Raw genomic sequence first — 16,743 nt, 5'->3', positions numbered from 1 at the left:
CGGGTTCGATCAAAGAATCGGCTGGTTCCCGACGAACGCGGAAAGCGGAAGCGACGGGATCACGTCCGGATCGCCCGGACGTCCGAGCAGCTCGGCGGCGCTGCGGCGCACCGAGTTGAAAATCTCGGTCTGCTTCTCGAGCACGCGGCGGCGCGAGCGCGGCAGCCCGACTTCGGGCACGAAATCGATCCGCTCGAGCCCGTACGAGAACTGGCCGAGGTTTTTCGAGTAGAAGCGGCCTTCCTCGCGCAGCACCTGCGCGATCTCGCGAAACAGGTCTCCGAACGTGACCAGCGCCTGCAGCACCAGCGGCCGCATGCGCAGCTGGCTGCGGAGCCACGTGCGGTCGAGATGCTGGTCCTGCATGTACGCGGTAACCCACAGGTTGAAATACGAGCCGATGTCGAGATCCCACTTCATGCGCGTCAGCTCGAAGCTACCGAACGTCGAGTACTGGCCGCGATACAGGTTGAGCGTGGCTTCCTGGCGGAACTGCATGAACTCGTTGTAGAGGCGCGTGCGCTCGGCGAGCTCGGCGGCCGGCTCGCCGCCGGCATCGCGCGCGATCAGGTCGGCGAGCATGTCGTTCTCGATGGCGATGAAGTCGCTGCCGGGGCTGTACAGCGCGTCGGCCGAAGTGGCGGCCTCGCCGACCAGTCCCCAGCGGCCGGTGCTGAAGAACTGGCTCGTGTTGTAAGCCATGTTCGAATAGCTGCCGACGTCGACCGGCCGCGAGCCGGCAAGCAGCATCCGCACCGCGCCGTGCGTGTCGAGGAATTTGCGGAAGCCTTCGATCGTGCGGATGCCGGGAACCTCGGTGACCGGATGCCCCACGACGCCGACGCTGGTGATGCCGTCGCGCAGCGGAATGAACCAGATCCAGTAGCCGGGATACCAGAAGTGCACCGTCGACAGTCCGCGCGTCGCATGGCGGACTCGCTCGTGGAAGCTGTCGGGACCGAGACTGTCGATGTCGACGACGTTCTCGAAGCGGCCCCACACCGCGCCGAGGCGATGCTCGTTCTCGCGCACGCGAAGACCCTTGGCGCGTGCCAGAAGGTCCGCGCGCCCGGCGGCATCGACGACCCAGCGCGCCTCGTGCACCTCGCTTCCGCTCGCCGATTCGACGGTGATCGTGTGCAGCCCGCCGTCGTCGCGCACATCGGTCGGCAGCGCGCGCACTCCGGTCCGCACCTCGACGCCGGCCTCCGCGTTCATCTCGCGCAGGTCCGATTCGATGCGTGCCCTATCGATCTGGAACGCGGCATGAAACGGAAAATTGATCGGCCCGATCTCGCTCATGCTCTGAAGCGGGGCCGACTTCTGCGGATTGTCGAAGAAGTAGCGCAGGCCGTTCTTCGGATAGTGGCGGTCGTACAGGTAGCGCAGCAGGCCCTGGCGCCGCACAAGATAGTTGGCGGCGATCTCGACGGTGGCCTCACCGACCTTGAACGACGTGCCGGTCGACTTCTCGAAGACGGCGATGCGAAGGCCGGGCGTCTGGCGCGTCAGCTGGCGCGCCAGGAGCTGGCCGGCGAAGCCGCCACCGAGAATTGCCACGTCCCACTTCACAGCATTCCTCCGTTCACGGAGATCACCTGTCCGGTGATGTAAGCTGCACCGTCCGAGAACAGAAATGCAACGGCGGCGGCGATTTCGTCAGGCCGACCGAGGCGGCGCATGGGGATTCTCTTTACGATTTCCTCGACTGGAGCGCCGGCGATCATGTCGGTTTCGATGAGGCCGGGTGCAACGCAGTTGACGGTGATTCCCCGCTTGGCCACTTCCTGCGCGAGAGACTTCGACGCCGCGATGATGCCGGCTTTGGACGCGGCGTAATTGGCCTGGCCGCGGTTGCCGGCCAGCGCGGCAATCGACGAGATCGCGACGACGCGGCCGCCGTCATGGCGTCGCACCATCGGCATCAGCAGCGGCTGCGCGACGTTGTAGAAGCCGTCGAGATTGGTGCGCAGCACCCGGTCCCACGCGTCGCCTTTCATCGCCGGCAGGGGCGCGTCGGCGTGAATGCCGGCGTTGAGCACGATGCCCCAGAACACGCCGCGCTGGCGGATCTCATCGGTGAGCGCAGCCGCTGTCGCTTCGCGGTCGGCGACGTCGAACTGCACGAGCACGGGGCTGGCGCCGCGAACGGCCGCCACTTCGTCTGCGGTGCGGCGGGCCGCTTCGGCGTTGGCATGGTAATGCACGACGACGTCGTAGCCGGCTCCGGCGAGCGCGACGGCAATCGCACGGCCGATGCCGCCGCTGGCACCGGTGACGAGCACGCGTCTTGCCGTTGTGGGTTCAGTCATTGTCGGAAAAGTCCTCGGCGAGGGCCTCGAAGCTCTCCAACAGATAGACCGTGAGGACACCTGAAACCATGGGCGCACCGCCGGCGCCGTCGTCGATCGAACAATCGAACGCGTGAAGGCCTGCCGACGAGCGCAGATGAACGGCCGTTACGGCCAGCGGCTGCCCCTGCGCGAAGCGGTCCACGTGAAACGAGATCCGGCGCGTCCCGACGAAGAAGCCCGGCCGGGCGTCAGGCGCCGGCTGCGCCAAATCGGGGACAGACACCGATTTCGCGAAATCGGTGTCTGTCCCCGATTTCCTGTCGCGGGTTTTGTCGCGCTCGAGAAGTCCGCCGTGGGCGGCGATCGTCTGGGCCATGAATTCGAGGCCGACGTAGGCCGGGATCGAGCCGTCGGCGTCGCGAAAGCTCGCCCCGGCGTCGGGATCGACCGCGCACACGGTTCGCTTCGCATCGTGCCCGAGCACGCGCGCGAGCAGCACCGCGCTGCCGCGATGCGGGAGCAGCTCGCGCACCGGCGGAAACTCGGTGTCAGCCGCCATGGGCGCCTTCGCCACGTCCGGCTTCACGCGGCGCCGGCTTCTGCGGCTCGGCCGCTTCGGCCCAATAGTCGAAGAAGTTGAACCACTGGTACGGCACGCGCCAGCAGGTCTTCTCGATCTCGGCAGCGTAGGCACGCAGCAGAGCATCCGCGCGCTTGCGTCGCGGCAGCGCCGGATCGATCCGTTCGGTCAGCACCGTCGCCGACGATTCGTAGGTGCGCTCGTCGAGACGGATGCACTGCGTGTGCACGACCGGACATCCGAACGTCGCCGCGAGCACGAACGGCGAAAGCGAGAACTGCGTCGGGCGTCCGAGGAACGTGAGCTCGACCGGCCGGTCCCTCGCTCCCGGATGGATGCGGTCGGCCAGTATCCCGACGAATTCTCCGCGCGCGATGCATTCGCGGATGAGAAACGCCGTCTTGAGCGAGTTCGGCTCGATCTCGAGCACGCGGATGCGGCTGTTCGGGTCGAGCTGCTCGAAGAACGTGTTGATGCGCGTCGCATGCCTCGTGAACATCAGCACGTTGACGGTCATCTCGTACTTGTTTGCGAGCAGCCGCATCATGTCGAAGCTGCCCTGGTGCGCGCCGATCAGGAATGCGCCCCGGCCGCTCCTGGCGAGGTCGAACAGCACTTCGCTGCCGCGGTGGCGGAATTCGATTTCGTCGAGGTTGCCGGACCACGCCACGAGCCGGTCAAAAACGTTGATGCAGAATTCGTGGATGTGGTGCAGCACCTGACGGAACCCGGGCGGCCTGCCCAGCGCGCGACGGCCCTCGGGAGTCGCCCACAGCGTCTCGAGATAAACCCGCGATGCCCGGCGCGCACCGTGCGCGAGCAGCGCGAAATACGCGGCGATGCCGTACACCATGATCAGGCACACGCGCCGGCCCAGCAGTCGGTAGACCGTGACGATGAACCGCAGCGCGAGCATCGAGCCTCGCTCCGGGATGCTTCCCCATGCACCCGACGTCTTCGGAAGCACTGCTGCGGGCGATGTCCCGACGTCGTCGGACGATGCATCGACGAGCGTGCCGTGGTCGGTCATGGGCACGATGCCGCTCCGCCCTGCTGCTGTGCGCGACGGCGCGCGAGCACGATCGCGGGCGCGGCGAGCGGCAGCTCGACGAGAAGCCGCAGGTAGGTTGCCGCAAGGCGCAGGTTGTCGCGCAGCATGTCGAAGTGCGACACGCCGTCGGTCGGATACGACACGCGCGTCGGCAGCGTGACGATCGGAAGCCCGGCGCGGAACAGACGCACCGACATCTCCGGATCGAAGCTCATGCGATTGCCTGTGTGCACCGAGTCGATGATCGCTACGGCGGCCGCCAGCGGCAGCCCGCGATATCCGCAGAGCGGATCGCGAACCGTCCGCGATCCGCACGCCAGCCACACCAGGCCGACGGAAAGCTGGCGGCCCCACAGCCGCGCTTTCGGCGCTTCGGTGCCGAACACGGGCTTGCCGAGCACGGCAGCAGATGGATTGGCGCGCATCGCAGCGACGAAGCGCGGAACGTCGTCGGTGTCGTGCTGCCCGTCGGCGTCGAGCTCGAGCGAATGCGTGTATCCCGCCGCGAGCGCGTGACGATATCCGGTGCGCTTGGCCGCGCCCTGTCCGCCGTTCTCGCTTCTCCAGACGATCGTCACCCACGGCAGCCGCCGTTCGAGCTCGGCAAGCACGTCGCGAGCAGCCTTGCCGCTGCCGTCGTCGACCACGATGCACGGCAGGTCGTAGCGCGCGAGGCGATCGAGCAGCGCGCCGATCGCACCGGCGTGCTCGTAGTGGGGAATCAGCAGGCAGAGCCGCATCGCGTGCGCGCGGTCGTTGTCGGGCGTTGCGGGTCGCATGGCTTATCGCTCGAGCGTGATGCGTCCGCTCGAAAACACGCGCGATCCGTGGCCGAGCGTGAAGGTCACATGAGAGAAGGCTTCATCGATGGCCAGTTGCATCGTGAACAGCTCGGCTGGACGCAAAACGTTTCGGAACTTGACGGCTTCCATCCGCTCGGCGGTGACGCGCCGGCCGGCGATGCGGCCGAGTGCGAGCATGACCCAGTGGATTTGCACGGCTCCCGGCACGAGCGGGAACTCGTCGTAGTGGCCGTCAAAGTAGGCGAGATCGCGGGGTACGACAAGCTCGCGCACCAGCACGCTTCTCGTGTCCGGAAGGTGGCCGACGCCTCGCGTGCTCGCAAGGAGTCCCGGACCGGCACTGCTCTGTTCATCGAGAAGAAGCGGCTCGCGCGGCGGCTCGACCGGCCGGGCCAGCTCTTGTTCGACCGTGCGCTGCGCAAGCTTCCCGCGCGTGTCGACGGGCAGTGCGTCAACGAAACGCCAGCGGCGCGGCAGCGCCACGCGATTCCAGCGCTCGGCCAGATGCGCCGCGAGGATGCGCTGCACTGCGCGCCGTCCTTCCCGCGCGAGCCGCAAGCGCCCTTCGCGCGACAGAACCACGACGGCGCCGAGACGCGCGCCGCTTTTTGCGGGGTACGTTGCAGCGACGGCATTTTCGACGAGCTCGTGCGCGGCGAGGAAGCTTTCGATTTCCGGCAGCGACAGCGTCTTCTCGCCGACTTTGGCAATGCGGTCGGCGCGGCCGGCAAGCCGGAAGCCGTCGCCTTCGCGCTCTGCGCGATCGCCCATGCGCATCGTCCCCGGCTCGGGCGAATCGGCAGCTTGCGATTCGGTGGCGGCACTGTCCGGCGCAGTCACGAACGGAGACGTGACGACGAGCGCGCCGCTCGCGTCGTCGATCTCTGCGGTTACGGACGGAAACGTCGTCCAGCAAGGATCGGGATCCGACGCGCGCTGCCGGCGGAGCGCAACTCCGCCCGTTTCGGTCGAGCCGAAGATCTCGACCGGTGCGCGCCCGAACGCGTCTTCGAGCGCGAGTGCCGTGGGCGACTCGAGCGGCCCGCCCGAAGAAATGATCTCGAGGATTGCGGAGGCATGCTCGCGCGCGCGCGGCAGCGCAGCGAGATGGCGAAGATGGGCAGGGCTCGAGACGACGACCGCGCCGCCGGTTTCCGCGCAGCGAGCCAGCAGCTCGTCGGGAAGCAGGACGCTCTGCCGGCAGAATGCAAAATGCCGGGCGAGCGGCCACAGCACGCGGAACAGCAATCCGTACAGATGATGGGCCGAGACGGTCGCGAGCACGCTCGCGGTCCGGCCGCCACGATGCCCGGCAACTGCGAGCAGCTCGCCGATCTCGGCAACTTCGTCTTCCAGGTGGCACAGCGCCTTGGTGATGCGCTTTCCGGGACCGCTCGTGCCGGACGTGAACAACTCGACGAGCGCAACGCGCCTGTCGATCTCAATTCCGGTGCGCGCTGCCGTTTCTACCGCCGTTGAGGTGGCACTCGTGCTTTGGGCTTCGTTCGCGACCGCGCGACCAGGCGCGAGCGGATCGAGCGTGCGGGCGTCGGAAGGCTTCCCTGCGTCATCGACGAATACGCGATCCGACTCCGCGCGGAGCTCGCGAAGCGTTCCCGGCTGAAGATTGGGAGGCAGCGCGATGCGCGCGCCCGCGACAGCCGCCGCCAGCAGCGAGACCGCAATGCGGTAGGCGTCCTCGGACTCGATGAGCCAGCGCTTCCCGCGATCGCCTTCGAGATGCGACGCAAGAGCGAACACGTCCGCCAGCAGCCGCGCGTGACTCGCACTCTGGTCGGGTGTCTGTCCGAAGGCGACGATGCGACTCGCGTCCGGCGCCTCGCGCAGAAGTCCGACCAGCGGCCGGCTTGCCACTATGCCCGGCAACGTCGGCCCCGCCGGAACGGTCGGCTCGATCGGCGACTTCGGCAACGTCGAAGGCAAAGTCCCGGCATCAGGCCATGCCGAGCCGCGCGGCGAGCGCGTCGACGATGTCGCCCACGGCCTGCATCTTCTGGATTTCCTCGTCGGCGATCACCACGCGCAGGCGCGACTCGAGACGAACCACGATCGTGACGCCGTCGATGCTGTCGAGATCGAGATCTTCGACCAGGCGTGCCTCGCGCGTGATCTTCTCGGGAGCGAGCTCGAACTCGGCGACCAGGATCGAGCGAAGCTCGTCTTCGAGTTGCTCGCGCGTCATGGCCTCAGCGGGTGCGTTCGGCCGTGACGAGATCGGCGAGCGCGCCGACCGACGCGAAGATCTTCTCGTTGCGTTCGGGGTCGTCGGTGATGATTACGCCGTACTTTTCCTCGAGGCCCATCGCGAGCTCGAGCGCATCGATCGAATCGAGCCCGAGGCCTTCGACGAACAGCGGAGCGTCGGTTTCGATCTCCTCCGGCCGGATGTCCTCGAGCGCGAGCACTTCGACGATCATGGCCTTGATGTCTGCGGTCAGTTCGTCACGCGTCTGCAAGATTGGGCTCCTCGAGAAAAATCCTGAGCAGGTCGTCGGTCATCTTTCGTGCGGCAAGCGGCGTCGTCATGCCGGCGTAGTCGGCCGGATCGAGCCGGCCGGCAATCGCGAGCTCGTAGGCGGGCCGGCGGCCGTCGGTGTCGCTCCACTTGCGGCCGCTTCCAAGCATCCGCGGGCGGCAGCGGATCGCCACCGCAACCAGCGGAGCGCCGCTGGCGAGCGCGATATGCGCCGCACCGCGATGGAACTTTCCAAAACTTCCCCACGGCGACCGCGTGCCTTCCGGGAACACCAGCAGCCGCCGTCCCGAACGCAGGCGCCGCGCACACTGCTCGACGACCGCAACGCCGCCGTCGTTGCGCACGTACCCGGCCACCTCGATGGCGCGGGCCAGAAACGGGCTCTTCGCGGTCCAGCCCGCATTGACGATGCAGTCCATCTGCTCGAGGACCGATCCGATCAGGACCACGTCGACCAGCGTCGGATGGTTCGCGACGACGATGCACGGGCCGCAGTCCGCGAGCCCGGCCAGGCCGCGTGCGTCCAGCCGGAAGATCCCGACGAGCCTCCAGAGCGCGACCGAGAACGCATAGGCGCGCCGGATCGCGCGCTGCACCGCCATCTCGGCCTGCTCGCTCGAGGCCGCCGAGAGGCGCACGACCGGTGCGACGACGAACGCAACCGCGAGCGCAGTCACCCCGAACTGGGCAAACGAGCATGCGAGGCGGATCTGCCGCCAGTACCGACGGCCTGCGGCCAGGGCTCCGGACGCGGCATCTCGATCCGATGAGGGTCCGCGCACCGACAGCGACCGGCCGCTTTCGCCGGTCGCGCGTGCGGCCGGCTGGTCAGCGTGCGCTCGGATGGGCCGCTCGAGCGTCACATGCCGCATGCTTTTCGTTTCCACCTCGAACCAGTCGACGCCTGGCGACGTTGCCACCCGCTTCGATACCTCATCTCCTGCGGAAAACGAAGGCCGATCGCGACGGCCTGCGGCGCGTTTGTGGCCTGCAGCACCGCGCGAATCGATCAGTTGCGGCCCGCCGTCGGCCGTTCGTGGCGCCGCATCCCGGACGGGCCCGGACGGCTCGATTCGGGCCGGTATCCGCCCTATACGTCGCACGATGACGGCCCGTACCAGCGAGGCAGCCGCGGCGGGTGTGCCGGCTGCAGCACGCGTCGTCTTCGGGTCGGACCTGGTCGGCGTCGACGAGGTCGTCTCGATCGCGTTCGGTCTGGCCGAGCCGGCGATCAGCGCCGACCCCGCATTCCTTGCCCGCCTCGAAGCCGGGCGCACCGTGCTCGAGCGATGCCTGTCGGCCGGGGAACCCGTCTACGGGGTTTCCACCGGCGTCGGCGCATCGGTCGAAAACGATGTCCCCGAGCACCTGCAGGCCGATCTCGCCCGCAACCTGTTCCGCTTTCACGGCTGCGGAACCGGACGAATCCTCGACCCCACCGAAGCCTCGGCGGTCATTGCGGTGCGTCTCGCGTCGCTTGCCCGCGGCTACTCGGCGGTCCGCCCGGTGGTGCTCGAGCATCTGGCGCTTCTGGTCGCGCGCGGCGTGCTGCCGCGAATTCCCGAAGAAGGCTCGGTCGGCGCGAGCGGTGACCTGACTCCGCTCGCGTATGTCGCCGGGCTGCTGGCGGGCGAAGGCGAAGCCGTCGTCAGCGGTCAGACGGTGCCCGCGCGCGATGCGCTCGCCGCGGCCGGAATTGCACCGCTCGTGCTGGCTCCCAAGGAAAGCCTCGCGCTGATGAACGGCACCAGCGTGATGGCCGGCATCGCGAGCCTCGTGCTGGTGCGCGCCGAGCGGCTCGCGAAGCTCGCGGCGGCGATCACCGCGATGACGAGCGCGGCCACGCTCGGCAACGCCGAGCACTTCGACGACGCGGTTCTCGGCCTCAAGCCGCATGCCGGTACGGTCGAAGTCGGAAGCTGGATCCGCGCGTTCCTCGCCGGCGGCCCCAGCCCGGAGCCGCTTCGCCTGCAGGACCGCTATTCGGTGCGCTGCGCTCCGCACGTGCTCGGCGTGCTCGTCGATGCATGCGCGCTCGCGAGGCGAGTGCTCGACATCGAGATCGCCGGCGTCAACGACAATCCGGTCATCGATCCCGAATCCGGCCGCGTGCTGCACGGCGGAAATTTCTACGGCGGGCACGTCGTCTTCGCGCTCGATGCGCTCAAGGGCGCGATGGCTTCGGCGGCCGACCTCCTCGACCGCCAGCTCGTGCTGCTGTGCCTGCCGGAGACCAGCGGCGGTCTTCCGGCCAATCTGGTCGCATCGCCGCGCGTGTCGCATCACGGGTTCAAGGCCATGCAGATCACGGCGTCGGCGCTCGCGGCCGAAGCGGCCAAGACGAGTCTTCCCGCTGCGGTCTTCAGCCGCAGCACCGAGTCGCACAACCAGGACAAGGTCAGCATGGGTACGCTCGCATCGCGCGAAGCCCGTCGCGTGGTCGAGCTCGCCGAAACGGTCGCAACGATTACGCTGCTGGCCGCGTGCCAGGCCGTCGACCTCCGCATGCGAAGCGGCGGCTCGGTCCCTGAAGCCGTAGCGACGCTGCACGACGCGGTTCGGCGCCGCGTGCCGCCACTCGAGCAGGATCGCCGGCAGGACGGCGACATTGCGGCCGTGCTCGAGCTGCTGCGCAGCGACGGTCTGCCGATCGATCTCGAGCTGCCCGAGCCCGGACCTGCGTGAACACACCGGCAAAGACACCGGAATGACCGACAAGCTGCGCGAGACGTCGATCGAGCTCGAGGTTCCGTTTCACGACATCGACGGGCTCGGCATCGTCTGGCACGGACACTATTACAAGTACCTCGAGATCGCGCGCACGCGACTGCTGCGCAGCGTCGGCCTCGACTCCGGAGACATCATCGGGCCGCGCTACCGGTTCGTGATCGTCGAGAGCCACTGCCGCTACACGTCCGCGCTTCGCTACGGCGACAACGTGCGCGTCTCCGCGTGGTTCGGCGACCTCCGCCATCGCATCCGGATCCTCTACGATGTCACCAACATCGCGACGGGGCGGCGCGCGGCGCGCGGCCACACGATCCTTGCGACCACCGATCTCGAAGGACGGCTGCTGCTGGAGACGCCGCCCGGCATTGTCGAGCGCATCGGTGGCTGAGCAACAGCTCGAGCTTCGACGGCTGGCCTGGGTTTCGCGAATGGCGGCGCTATCGGCGGCGGCTCGCGGCGTGATCGCGGCACTCGGTTTCAGCGGCTCGGCATTCCTTGCCGGCATTGAACCAGCTGCGCTCGCTCTGGCCGAGCCGGCCGCGGCGACCGAGCCCGCGGCCGTCCACGATCTGTCGTCGATGCTGTCGGCGATGCGCGCGTCGCCCGGCGTCGTCGCCGAGTTCACCGAAACGAAGGAGCTTGCGCTGCTGTCGGCGCCGCTCGAATCTTCGGGGACGATTTACTTCATTCCGCCGCATCGTTTCGTGCGCGTCGTCGTGAGCCCGTCGCGGTCGCGACTCGTCGTCGACGGCGACAAGGTGCGCATGGAGGAAGCGACCGGCAGCAAGGCGCTGGATCTGTCGTCGAGCCCGATCGCGCGCCAGATCGTCGACAGCTTCGTCGTGCTGTTCAACGGCGACGAGGCGCGTCTGAAGGAGCTCTACCGCGCCGAATACAGCGAAACGCCGCACGATGCGGGCGATGCGCAGGCCGGCGGAAGCGAGTGGCACCTGCACCTGTCGCCGCGCTCGATGCCGCTCGAGCGCATGATCTCGTACTTCGACATGACCGGCCACGGCGCGCACGTCGACCGCATGGAAGCCGTCGAGCCGGACGGCGACCGCACCGTGACGCGGTTCGGGAAAACCGACGTCGAGCACCGATTCAGCGAGCAGGAGCTCGCCGAGCTGTTCGCGCAGCCGCGGCCTGCGGCGCCCGCGGACCGTCAGGGCGATTCGGAATGAGCGGTGTTGTGATGCCTAGCTGTCGGAACGATTACTCGCCCGGATAAACCGGGATATGTGATTTGAGGTTGCTCTCGGAGAAAGTGAATTCCGGAGTGCCACCTGCGCTCAAGCCACGAGCGAAGACGATTATCGAAGGAAATTGGGCAAAGACGAACTCGGAGAGGTCAAGATCTTCCCCGAACTCTCCGTCCCCATTCAATAGTATGCTTCCCAGTTTTCGATGATTTGCTGGGAAGAGTTCCGGTAGAGAAACCTCTATCATCCAAAGTCGCTCCGGTAGATGGGCTCTCATTACTTCACGCGTAGAGGAGTGCTCTCGATTCCATTCCCAGTCCTGAGCAGCATTCAGATGTGACACATATTCATCTCGAGTAAGTGGTACTGCACGTATTACGACGCGCTGTTGGTCCGCAAAAGCGACTAGCCTTCTGAGCCAAGGATTTGTTGAATCCTTAATCGTCTCTACGCCCAGTAGCGCATAAACGTACTCACTCCCTATTGCTTCGGCCTCAATACCACTAGTTCCAAATCCTGCCTTATGCAGTGCGAGCACGTACCCTACGTTTTGTGGTTTTACGTACAAACGCGGAACGCAGAAATTAGATCCGTAGTTATCGTCATGACCGATGAAACTGTTCACCCAAGCATCGCTGGGGATGTATCGTATTGCCTCGCCGATTGAGAAGTAGCCAGAATCTGCATTCACAACCCAAGTATCGCTGTTAAATGTATGGCCGAAGAATGGGATGATATGAGAACGTTCGGCGGGCTCTGCCGCATCGCGCCGAAATCCAAGCAACGCTCCGGCGCCAGCCTCGACTCCCGCGTAAAGAAACTTCTGGTAAGGGAAGGCCGCGCGATCAGTTGGACTGTCACTACCACCGCTACTCGATTCGTCTTCACCGTATTCGATTGCCGTATATTTCATTCCTAGCTTATCAAATATTCCACTAATCTGTTGAACGCTGAGCCCTTCGCTTGGCGTCAGCGGCGGATAGTTGCGAGCGATCGCGTTCAACTGCGAATACGAAATATCGAGTTCAGGTGAGATCGTGGCTAGTAAACTTCGAATCGCGACCTGAGCACAAGATTTGTTCAAACCGTTTTGTTGGCAATAGAGAGCCCCTTGCAGCTGGAACTGTCTGGTTCCGAAAACTACGGGGAATTTGGGATTGGCTGGTATGTAATTGTGTCGATCCGGGTATTTCCGAATTACCGACTCGAAAACATGCCATGATCCATTTGCAAGACTCTGTCGTGACGGAACTCTGTCTTTTTTGACGACGGCGTATCCGACAAGATTTTCGCTGTTGATATTTCCATTCTCTACAGCGTCATTGGGAGCGGTCCAGAACGAGAGACGCTGCAGGCCTGTCATTTGGTAGGACGCCAGGAACGAATGGATTTCCGCGTTTTCGTCAGCGACCAGTCCGTCTGCTTCGATGTCCTCGACCGCGAAGGATTGGGCATGATGCATTCGTGCTTGCGAGAATATGCGACGAATGGCGGGTTCCCGCTGATAGTGGGATTCGACGTAGTCGAAATTTGAAAAAGGACGCGCCATCGAATGGACGCGGCAAGTGAGGGAAGGGGATAGCCGCGGAGCGGACGATGGCTGCGGCATGAGAGGAGGAGACGCGGAGGGTGAGGGGCTAACGGAAGAGCAGAACGCTATGCTTCGCGCTGTCCTTCATTTCCCGGAGTCGCCGCAGGTATCTTGGCACATCCCTGACCCGACGAATCTGCACCTCGAATGATCCCTGCTGCGCAGTGGCGCTCTTCTTCCCAACCGCTTCAGCTAGACGCGGACTTGAGTAGATTACAGTCTTGGAGGTCATTGCGGTTTCCCTATGCGCCCGAGTCGGCGAGAGTCAACGCGCCTCTATATATGCCAAGGCCACTGCTGGCAAGTAATGTACAGGATTCATAGCTGGAATACGTCCCCTGTGCGATAAAAACCACCTACTGAGATCCATACTGCTGTGGCCAACTTAAGAGAAACCCGAAGCCCCTTGGCCGGGCCAGTTGTGGGCGTCGGCAAGGCACCTGGGGGCCGCATTGCCATACGACGATCCGACTCCGGGGCAGGCCGCCCGCCGGTCATCAAGCCGCCGTAGTCTCCGGGTCAGAAGGTTTGCGACGATCTGATCCTTCACGAACATGTACTGTGGGAGTCATGATGACTCAGCTTTTAAGGGAGCCAGGCACCGTAAACGTCCGGCGCTTCGGCGGCGCTCCGAGCGGGGAAAGACCCGACGACGAAGGGGAGGGGAGCGGTCGAGGCTGTATCTTCTTCGGAGTCTTCAGGGGCTCCCGGGCAGAGGGGGCTGCGCTCGAGAATCGCGAAGGCAGAAGAGGCGAGCACAAAAAACCGCTTCCAGTCATCCGGTCCTTTGCCGAATTTGAGTGGAAACCCAGTAAATGTCGCGACTGTTTCAACGGCTGTCGAACACGCGTGCTGCAGGACGGTCCTGAGTTGAATCTCAATCCTATACCCACTCCAAAAGCTTGTTTGCTGCGACTTGGCTTTGTAGCGGCCAACGATGTGAATACCTCGATAACCGTCTGCTTTTGGTTTCTGTATGTAATTGTAATGACGCGGAGTCCCTTCCAGCGGAAATAGGGACGGCTCACCAATAAATGTGTCGAGGACAGCGTTAACCTCACGCATAGAGCCTAATATCGCGCGACAGCCGCCTAGATCCTGCATAGTTGTCACCGGGTAGGGAGACCTAGCGAGCTTTGCTAACACGGACGGCATGCGTTTAAGCCGCCGCGCTACGATGACATTCGAATCGACCTTTCGTGACCGTTTCCTCAGTGAATCTTGGAAGTGGTTGAGGGGAAAGGAGTGTGAAGCCCGCCAGTTATCGACGACGTCGTATGCCTCTGCCATTGCGTCTGCAGCGGAGCGGTCTGGACGAAGCCACCAAGGCGCAAGTTGTGCCGCGGCATCGTTGATCCGTTTGTTGCTGTATTCTTTCTTGACCCACTGGCCCATCTCGTCGGCCCCTCGGCCGACTCGTCCAGTACGGAGTCTTCAGCAACGCAGGAGAGCAGCCATGTTTTCACAACACTTTACCTCAAGGGAAGTTGAGTGTCGATTTAGACCGAGTGGCTACCGCTGCGACCGCGATTTGACGCTCAGCAGAAGCAGCGAGATCGGAGCGAACAGCAGCGACAGCGCAACGCCGGCACCGGTCGTGATGCCGATCGCGCGCAGCGGCGGCTGGCTCGAGATCGCGAGCGTGCCGAACGACAGGATCGTCGTCAGGCAGCACAAAAGGCACGACACCAGCGTCGCGCCGACCTCGGCCTCGTCGTCGCGCGCGGTGTCGACGATGAAGATGCCGTAGTCGACTCCCATGCCCATCACCATCAGCAGGCTGACCGCGTGCAGCAGGTTGGTCTCGACGCCGGCCAGCGCGAAGCCCGACAGCAGCACGACCGGCACGAGCAGCGCGGGAAGGAACGCCGCGGTGGCGCTCCGCCAGTGGCGGTAGCGCACGAGCAGCAGCACGTAGACGAGCACGGTGCCGACGACGACGAGGCGCAGCGTCTGGTTTCGGAAGTGCGCGAAGATGTCGTTGAGGAACGTGCGCTGCTCGAAGAACGTCACGTCGGGAAGATCGCCGAGCGCGGCACGCACCGCGTCGGCGTCGCGCACGCCGCGCAGATACGTGATGGCCGCGACGCGGTCGCCGAGGTCGAGCACGAGCGAGCTCACCAGCGGTCCGAGCGCCGACGCGCGAAGCGTGGCGAGGTCGAGCGGCGGCGGCGGATTCGCGAGCATCTCGGCGAACGGCGCGAACGACTGCGGCCGGAACCCTTCGTGCACGAACGCGGCGTCTAGCCGGCGCGGAAGATCGGGACTTGCGCGCAGCACCTCGAGATTGCGCCGCTGCAGCGACTCGGGCCACAGCAGCGCGTGCAGCGAGCGCATGCCCCCGAGCTTTCCTTCGCGAACCAGCTTCTCGAGCCGCGCATGGACCTGTTCGTTGCGCTCGAGCATCGCCGCAGCGTCGTTGCCGGCAGCAATCACGAAGCGGCCCGGGTCGAAGTTCGACACGCGCTCGCGCACGCGGTCGTCCTCTGCCTTGAGCACCGGATCGGGCGACGAGATGCGCGAGAGATCGTCGTTCCATGCGAGCTTCGGCAGCGCGAATGCCGCGACGATCACGATCGCGATTGGCGCCAGCGCGAGCACCATGCGCCGCTCGCGAAGGCGGACCAGCCACGGACCGAGGACGTTCGCGAGCCCTTCGGAAACCGGCTGGATCCTGCGCCGGCGCGGCAAGAGATCCGGCAGCAGCAGCAGCGATGCCACGAGCGCACCGGCGACGCCGAGCACCGCGAACCAGCCGAGCTCGCGGAAGCCGCGGAACGACGTCCAGGCAAGCCCGGCAAAACTTGCCATCGTCGTCAGCGCGGCCATCGAAAGGGATCCGGCAAGCCGGCGCGTGACCTGCCACGGCGTCTCGCCGGACTTCGACAGGCTCCACAGGATCAGCACGTGCGTCGGATAATCGATGGTCACGCCGATCAGCGAAGCGCCGAACGCGATCGTCATGCCGTCGAGACGGCCGAAGAAGAACAGGCCGGCCGCGAGCGCGAAGAGCAGGCCCGCGACGCCCGGTATCGTCACGATCGCGAGCGAGATCAGCGAACGGAAGAACAGCAGCGACAGCGCGGCGACGCCGATGCCGGAGAGCGTCGAGATCAGCGATGCGTCGCCGCGGATCTTGTTCTCCGCGTCGATCGAAAAGCGGTTGGCGCCGCTCTGTTCGAGCACGAGGTCGGGCCCGAGGAGCGCTCGCTGCTCGTCGAACGTCCGGCGGATCGCATCGAGCAGCGGCCTTTGCGCGAACGAGTCGAACGCGGAGCTGCGCGTGGCGAGAAACAGCACCGCGTACTTTCCGTCCGGCGTCGTAAAGACGCCGTCGCGCGTGGCGAGCGGGGGCTCTTCCGACCGGAGCCGTTCGGTGATCGCGGCAAAGCCGCCGAGCGGATCCGCAGGCAGCACGCGCTTGAGAAGCGATGCGACCGGAAGCGTCAGCGACTCGCGCACCTTGCGCGCCTGCTCTTCGAGCCCGCGGTCGGAAAGGCGTGCCGCCAGCTCGCTCTCCGGATCCTCGGAGAGGAAGTACAGCCGCCGCGGAAAATAGAGGTCGTAGATCCTGGTCAGCAGCTCTTCGTCGGCGCCTTCGCGCACCCAGGCGACTTCGGGCTGCGTGCGCAGCATGGCCGCCAGGGCGCGAATCGCGGCGACCGCTCGATCCGGATCGGCGGCGCCGACGGTGAGGACCATCGTGCGCGCAAGATCGCTGCGTGCGAGCTCACGCGAGATCCTGGCCGGTTCCGCGCCGCGCCCGTCGGGCAGGAAATTGGTGATGTCGGTCGTGAATTCGATTCGCTGGAGCGAGTACGCGGCGAGAAGCGCGAACGCAGCTCCCCACGCGATCAGGCGGCTGCGGCGCGTCACGCCGGATCCTTCACGCCGATGCCGGCCCGCGTCCAGGCTGGAAAGCAATTGCTGCGAAACGAGAGGTCGGCCACGCCGGGCGGAACTTGTCGGTGGCGGCACGTGCGTGCAATCGAGCG

General features: G+C 65.4%; 14 protein-coding genes. 3 read left to right on the top strand and 11 right to left on the bottom strand.

Annotation, left to right across the window (positions count from 1 at the left end; genetic code table 11):
* Positions 1-9 precede the first annotated feature (9 nt).
* From VN634_07350 to VN634_07310, 9 genes are read right to left on the bottom strand one after another with little or no spacing between them, the layout of a single operon-like run.
* Entirely contained in the window at positions 10-1,572 is a 1,563-nt protein-coding gene (locus tag VN634_07350) for an NAD(P)/FAD-dependent oxidoreductase (protein HXC50680.1), read from the bottom strand.
* Positions 1,569-2,312: a 3-oxoacyl-ACP reductase FabG gene (gene fabG, locus VN634_07345; GenBank protein ID HXC50679.1), complete on the bottom strand. Its 744-nt coding sequence runs from the start codon at positions 2,310-2,312 to the stop codon at positions 1,569-1,571. The genes VN634_07350 and fabG overlap by 4 nt, the downstream gene beginning before the upstream one ends.
* A complete protein-coding gene (locus VN634_07340) occupies positions 2,305-2,853 on the bottom strand; it encodes a hypothetical protein (protein ID HXC50678.1) in 549 nt (182 codons plus the stop codon). Before VN634_07340 ends, fabG begins: the two co-directional genes overlap by 8 nt.
* Complete coding sequence (locus tag VN634_07335; GenBank protein HXC50677.1) at positions 2,843-3,904, bottom strand: hypothetical protein; 1,062 nt, start codon at positions 3,902-3,904, stop codon at positions 2,843-2,845. The genes VN634_07340 and VN634_07335 overlap by 11 nt, the downstream gene beginning before the upstream one ends.
* Entirely contained in the window at positions 3,901-4,704 is an 804-nt protein-coding gene (locus tag VN634_07330) for a glycosyltransferase family 2 protein (protein ID HXC50676.1), read from the bottom strand. The genes VN634_07335 and VN634_07330 overlap by 4 nt, the downstream gene beginning before the upstream one ends.
* A gap of 3 nt (positions 4,705-4,707) precedes the next feature.
* Positions 4,708-6,672: an AMP-binding protein gene (locus VN634_07325; protein HXC50675.1), complete on the bottom strand. Its 1,965-nt coding sequence runs from the start codon at positions 6,670-6,672 to the stop codon at positions 4,708-4,710.
* 10 nt (positions 6,673-6,682) lie between these two features.
* Positions 6,683-6,931 (bottom strand): acyl carrier protein, encoded by a 249-nt coding sequence (locus tag VN634_07320; protein HXC50674.1) that lies wholly within the window; start codon positions 6,929-6,931, stop codon positions 6,683-6,685.
* Between the two features lie 4 nt (positions 6,932-6,935).
* On the bottom strand, positions 6,936-7,205 hold the full coding sequence (locus tag VN634_07315; GenBank protein ID HXC50673.1) for a phosphopantetheine-binding protein: 270 nt from the start codon (positions 7,203-7,205) through the stop codon (positions 6,936-6,938).
* The gene (locus VN634_07310; protein ID HXC50672.1) at positions 7,192-7,902 is read right to left on the bottom strand and encodes a lysophospholipid acyltransferase family protein; all 711 of its coding nucleotides are present in this window, start codon (positions 7,900-7,902) and stop codon (positions 7,192-7,194) included. Before VN634_07310 ends, VN634_07315 begins: the two co-directional genes overlap by 14 nt.
* A 427-nt stretch (positions 7,903-8,329) precedes the next feature.
* Here VN634_07310 and VN634_07305 point away from each other — a divergent pair, with 427 nt between their 5' ends.
* The 3 genes from VN634_07305 to VN634_07295 are packed head-to-tail and all read left to right on the top strand — an operon-like array spanning position 8,330 to position 11,139.
* Entirely contained in the window at positions 8,330-9,910 is a 1,581-nt protein-coding gene (locus VN634_07305) for an aromatic amino acid ammonia-lyase (GenBank protein HXC50671.1), read from the top strand.
* A gap of 22 nt (positions 9,911-9,932) precedes the next feature.
* Positions 9,933-10,343 (top strand): thioesterase family protein, encoded by a 411-nt coding sequence (locus VN634_07300; protein HXC50670.1) that lies wholly within the window; start codon positions 9,933-9,935, stop codon positions 10,341-10,343.
* Positions 10,336-11,139 carry an outer membrane lipoprotein carrier protein LolA gene (locus VN634_07295; GenBank protein HXC50669.1) on the top strand — a complete coding sequence of 268 codons (804 nt, stop codon included), beginning with the start codon at positions 10,336-10,338 and terminating at the stop codon, positions 11,137-11,139. The genes VN634_07300 and VN634_07295 overlap by 8 nt, the downstream gene beginning before the upstream one ends.
* A 31-nt stretch (positions 11,140-11,170) precedes the next feature.
* On the opposite strand, the gene VN634_07290 is transcribed toward VN634_07295, so the two are convergent.
* Positions 11,171-12,706: a hypothetical protein gene (locus VN634_07290; protein HXC50668.1), complete on the bottom strand. Its 1,536-nt coding sequence runs from the start codon at positions 12,704-12,706 to the stop codon at positions 11,171-11,173.
* Between the two features lie 1,554 nt (positions 12,707-14,260).
* Positions 14,261-16,624 (bottom strand): hypothetical protein, encoded by a 2,364-nt coding sequence (locus VN634_07285; protein ID HXC50667.1) that lies wholly within the window; start codon positions 16,622-16,624, stop codon positions 14,261-14,263.
* Positions 16,625-16,743 lie beyond the last annotated feature (119 nt).

It is taken from the genome of Candidatus Limnocylindrales bacterium (genome assembly GCA_035571835.1).
Classification (GTDB): Bacteria; Desulfobacterota; Binatia; order UBA1149; family CAITLU01; genus DATNBU01.
Note: the sequence above shows the minus strand (reverse complement) of the source record. Positions and strands in the feature narration are given on the sequence as shown.

Bases quoted from the DNA above. Each gene is read 5' to 3' on its own strand.
- fabG (HXC50679.1), bottom strand. From the start codon at position 2,312: ATGACTGAACCCACAACGGCAAGACGCGTGCTCGTCACCGGTGCCAGC.
- VN634_07340 (HXC50678.1), bottom strand. From the start codon at position 2,853: ATGGCGGCTGACACCGAGTTTCCGCCGGTGCGCGAGCTGCTCCCGCAT.
- VN634_07335 (HXC50677.1), bottom strand. From the start codon at position 3,904: ATGACCGACCACGGCACGCTCGTCGATGCATCGTCCGACGACGTCGGG.
- VN634_07330 (HXC50676.1), bottom strand. From the start codon at position 4,704: ATGCGACCCGCAACGCCCGACAACGACCGCGCGCACGCGATGCGGCTC.
- VN634_07320 (HXC50674.1), bottom strand. From the start codon at position 6,931: ATGACGCGCGAGCAACTCGAAGACGAGCTTCGCTCGATCCTGGTCGCC.
- VN634_07305 (HXC50671.1), top strand. From the start codon at position 8,330: ATGACGGCCCGTACCAGCGAGGCAGCCGCGGCGGGTGTGCCGGCTGCA.
- VN634_07300 (HXC50670.1), top strand. From the start codon at position 9,933: ATGACCGACAAGCTGCGCGAGACGTCGATCGAGCTCGAGGTTCCGTTT.
- VN634_07290 (HXC50668.1), bottom strand. From the start codon at position 12,706: ATGGCGCGTCCTTTTTCAAATTTCGACTACGTCGAATCCCACTATCAG.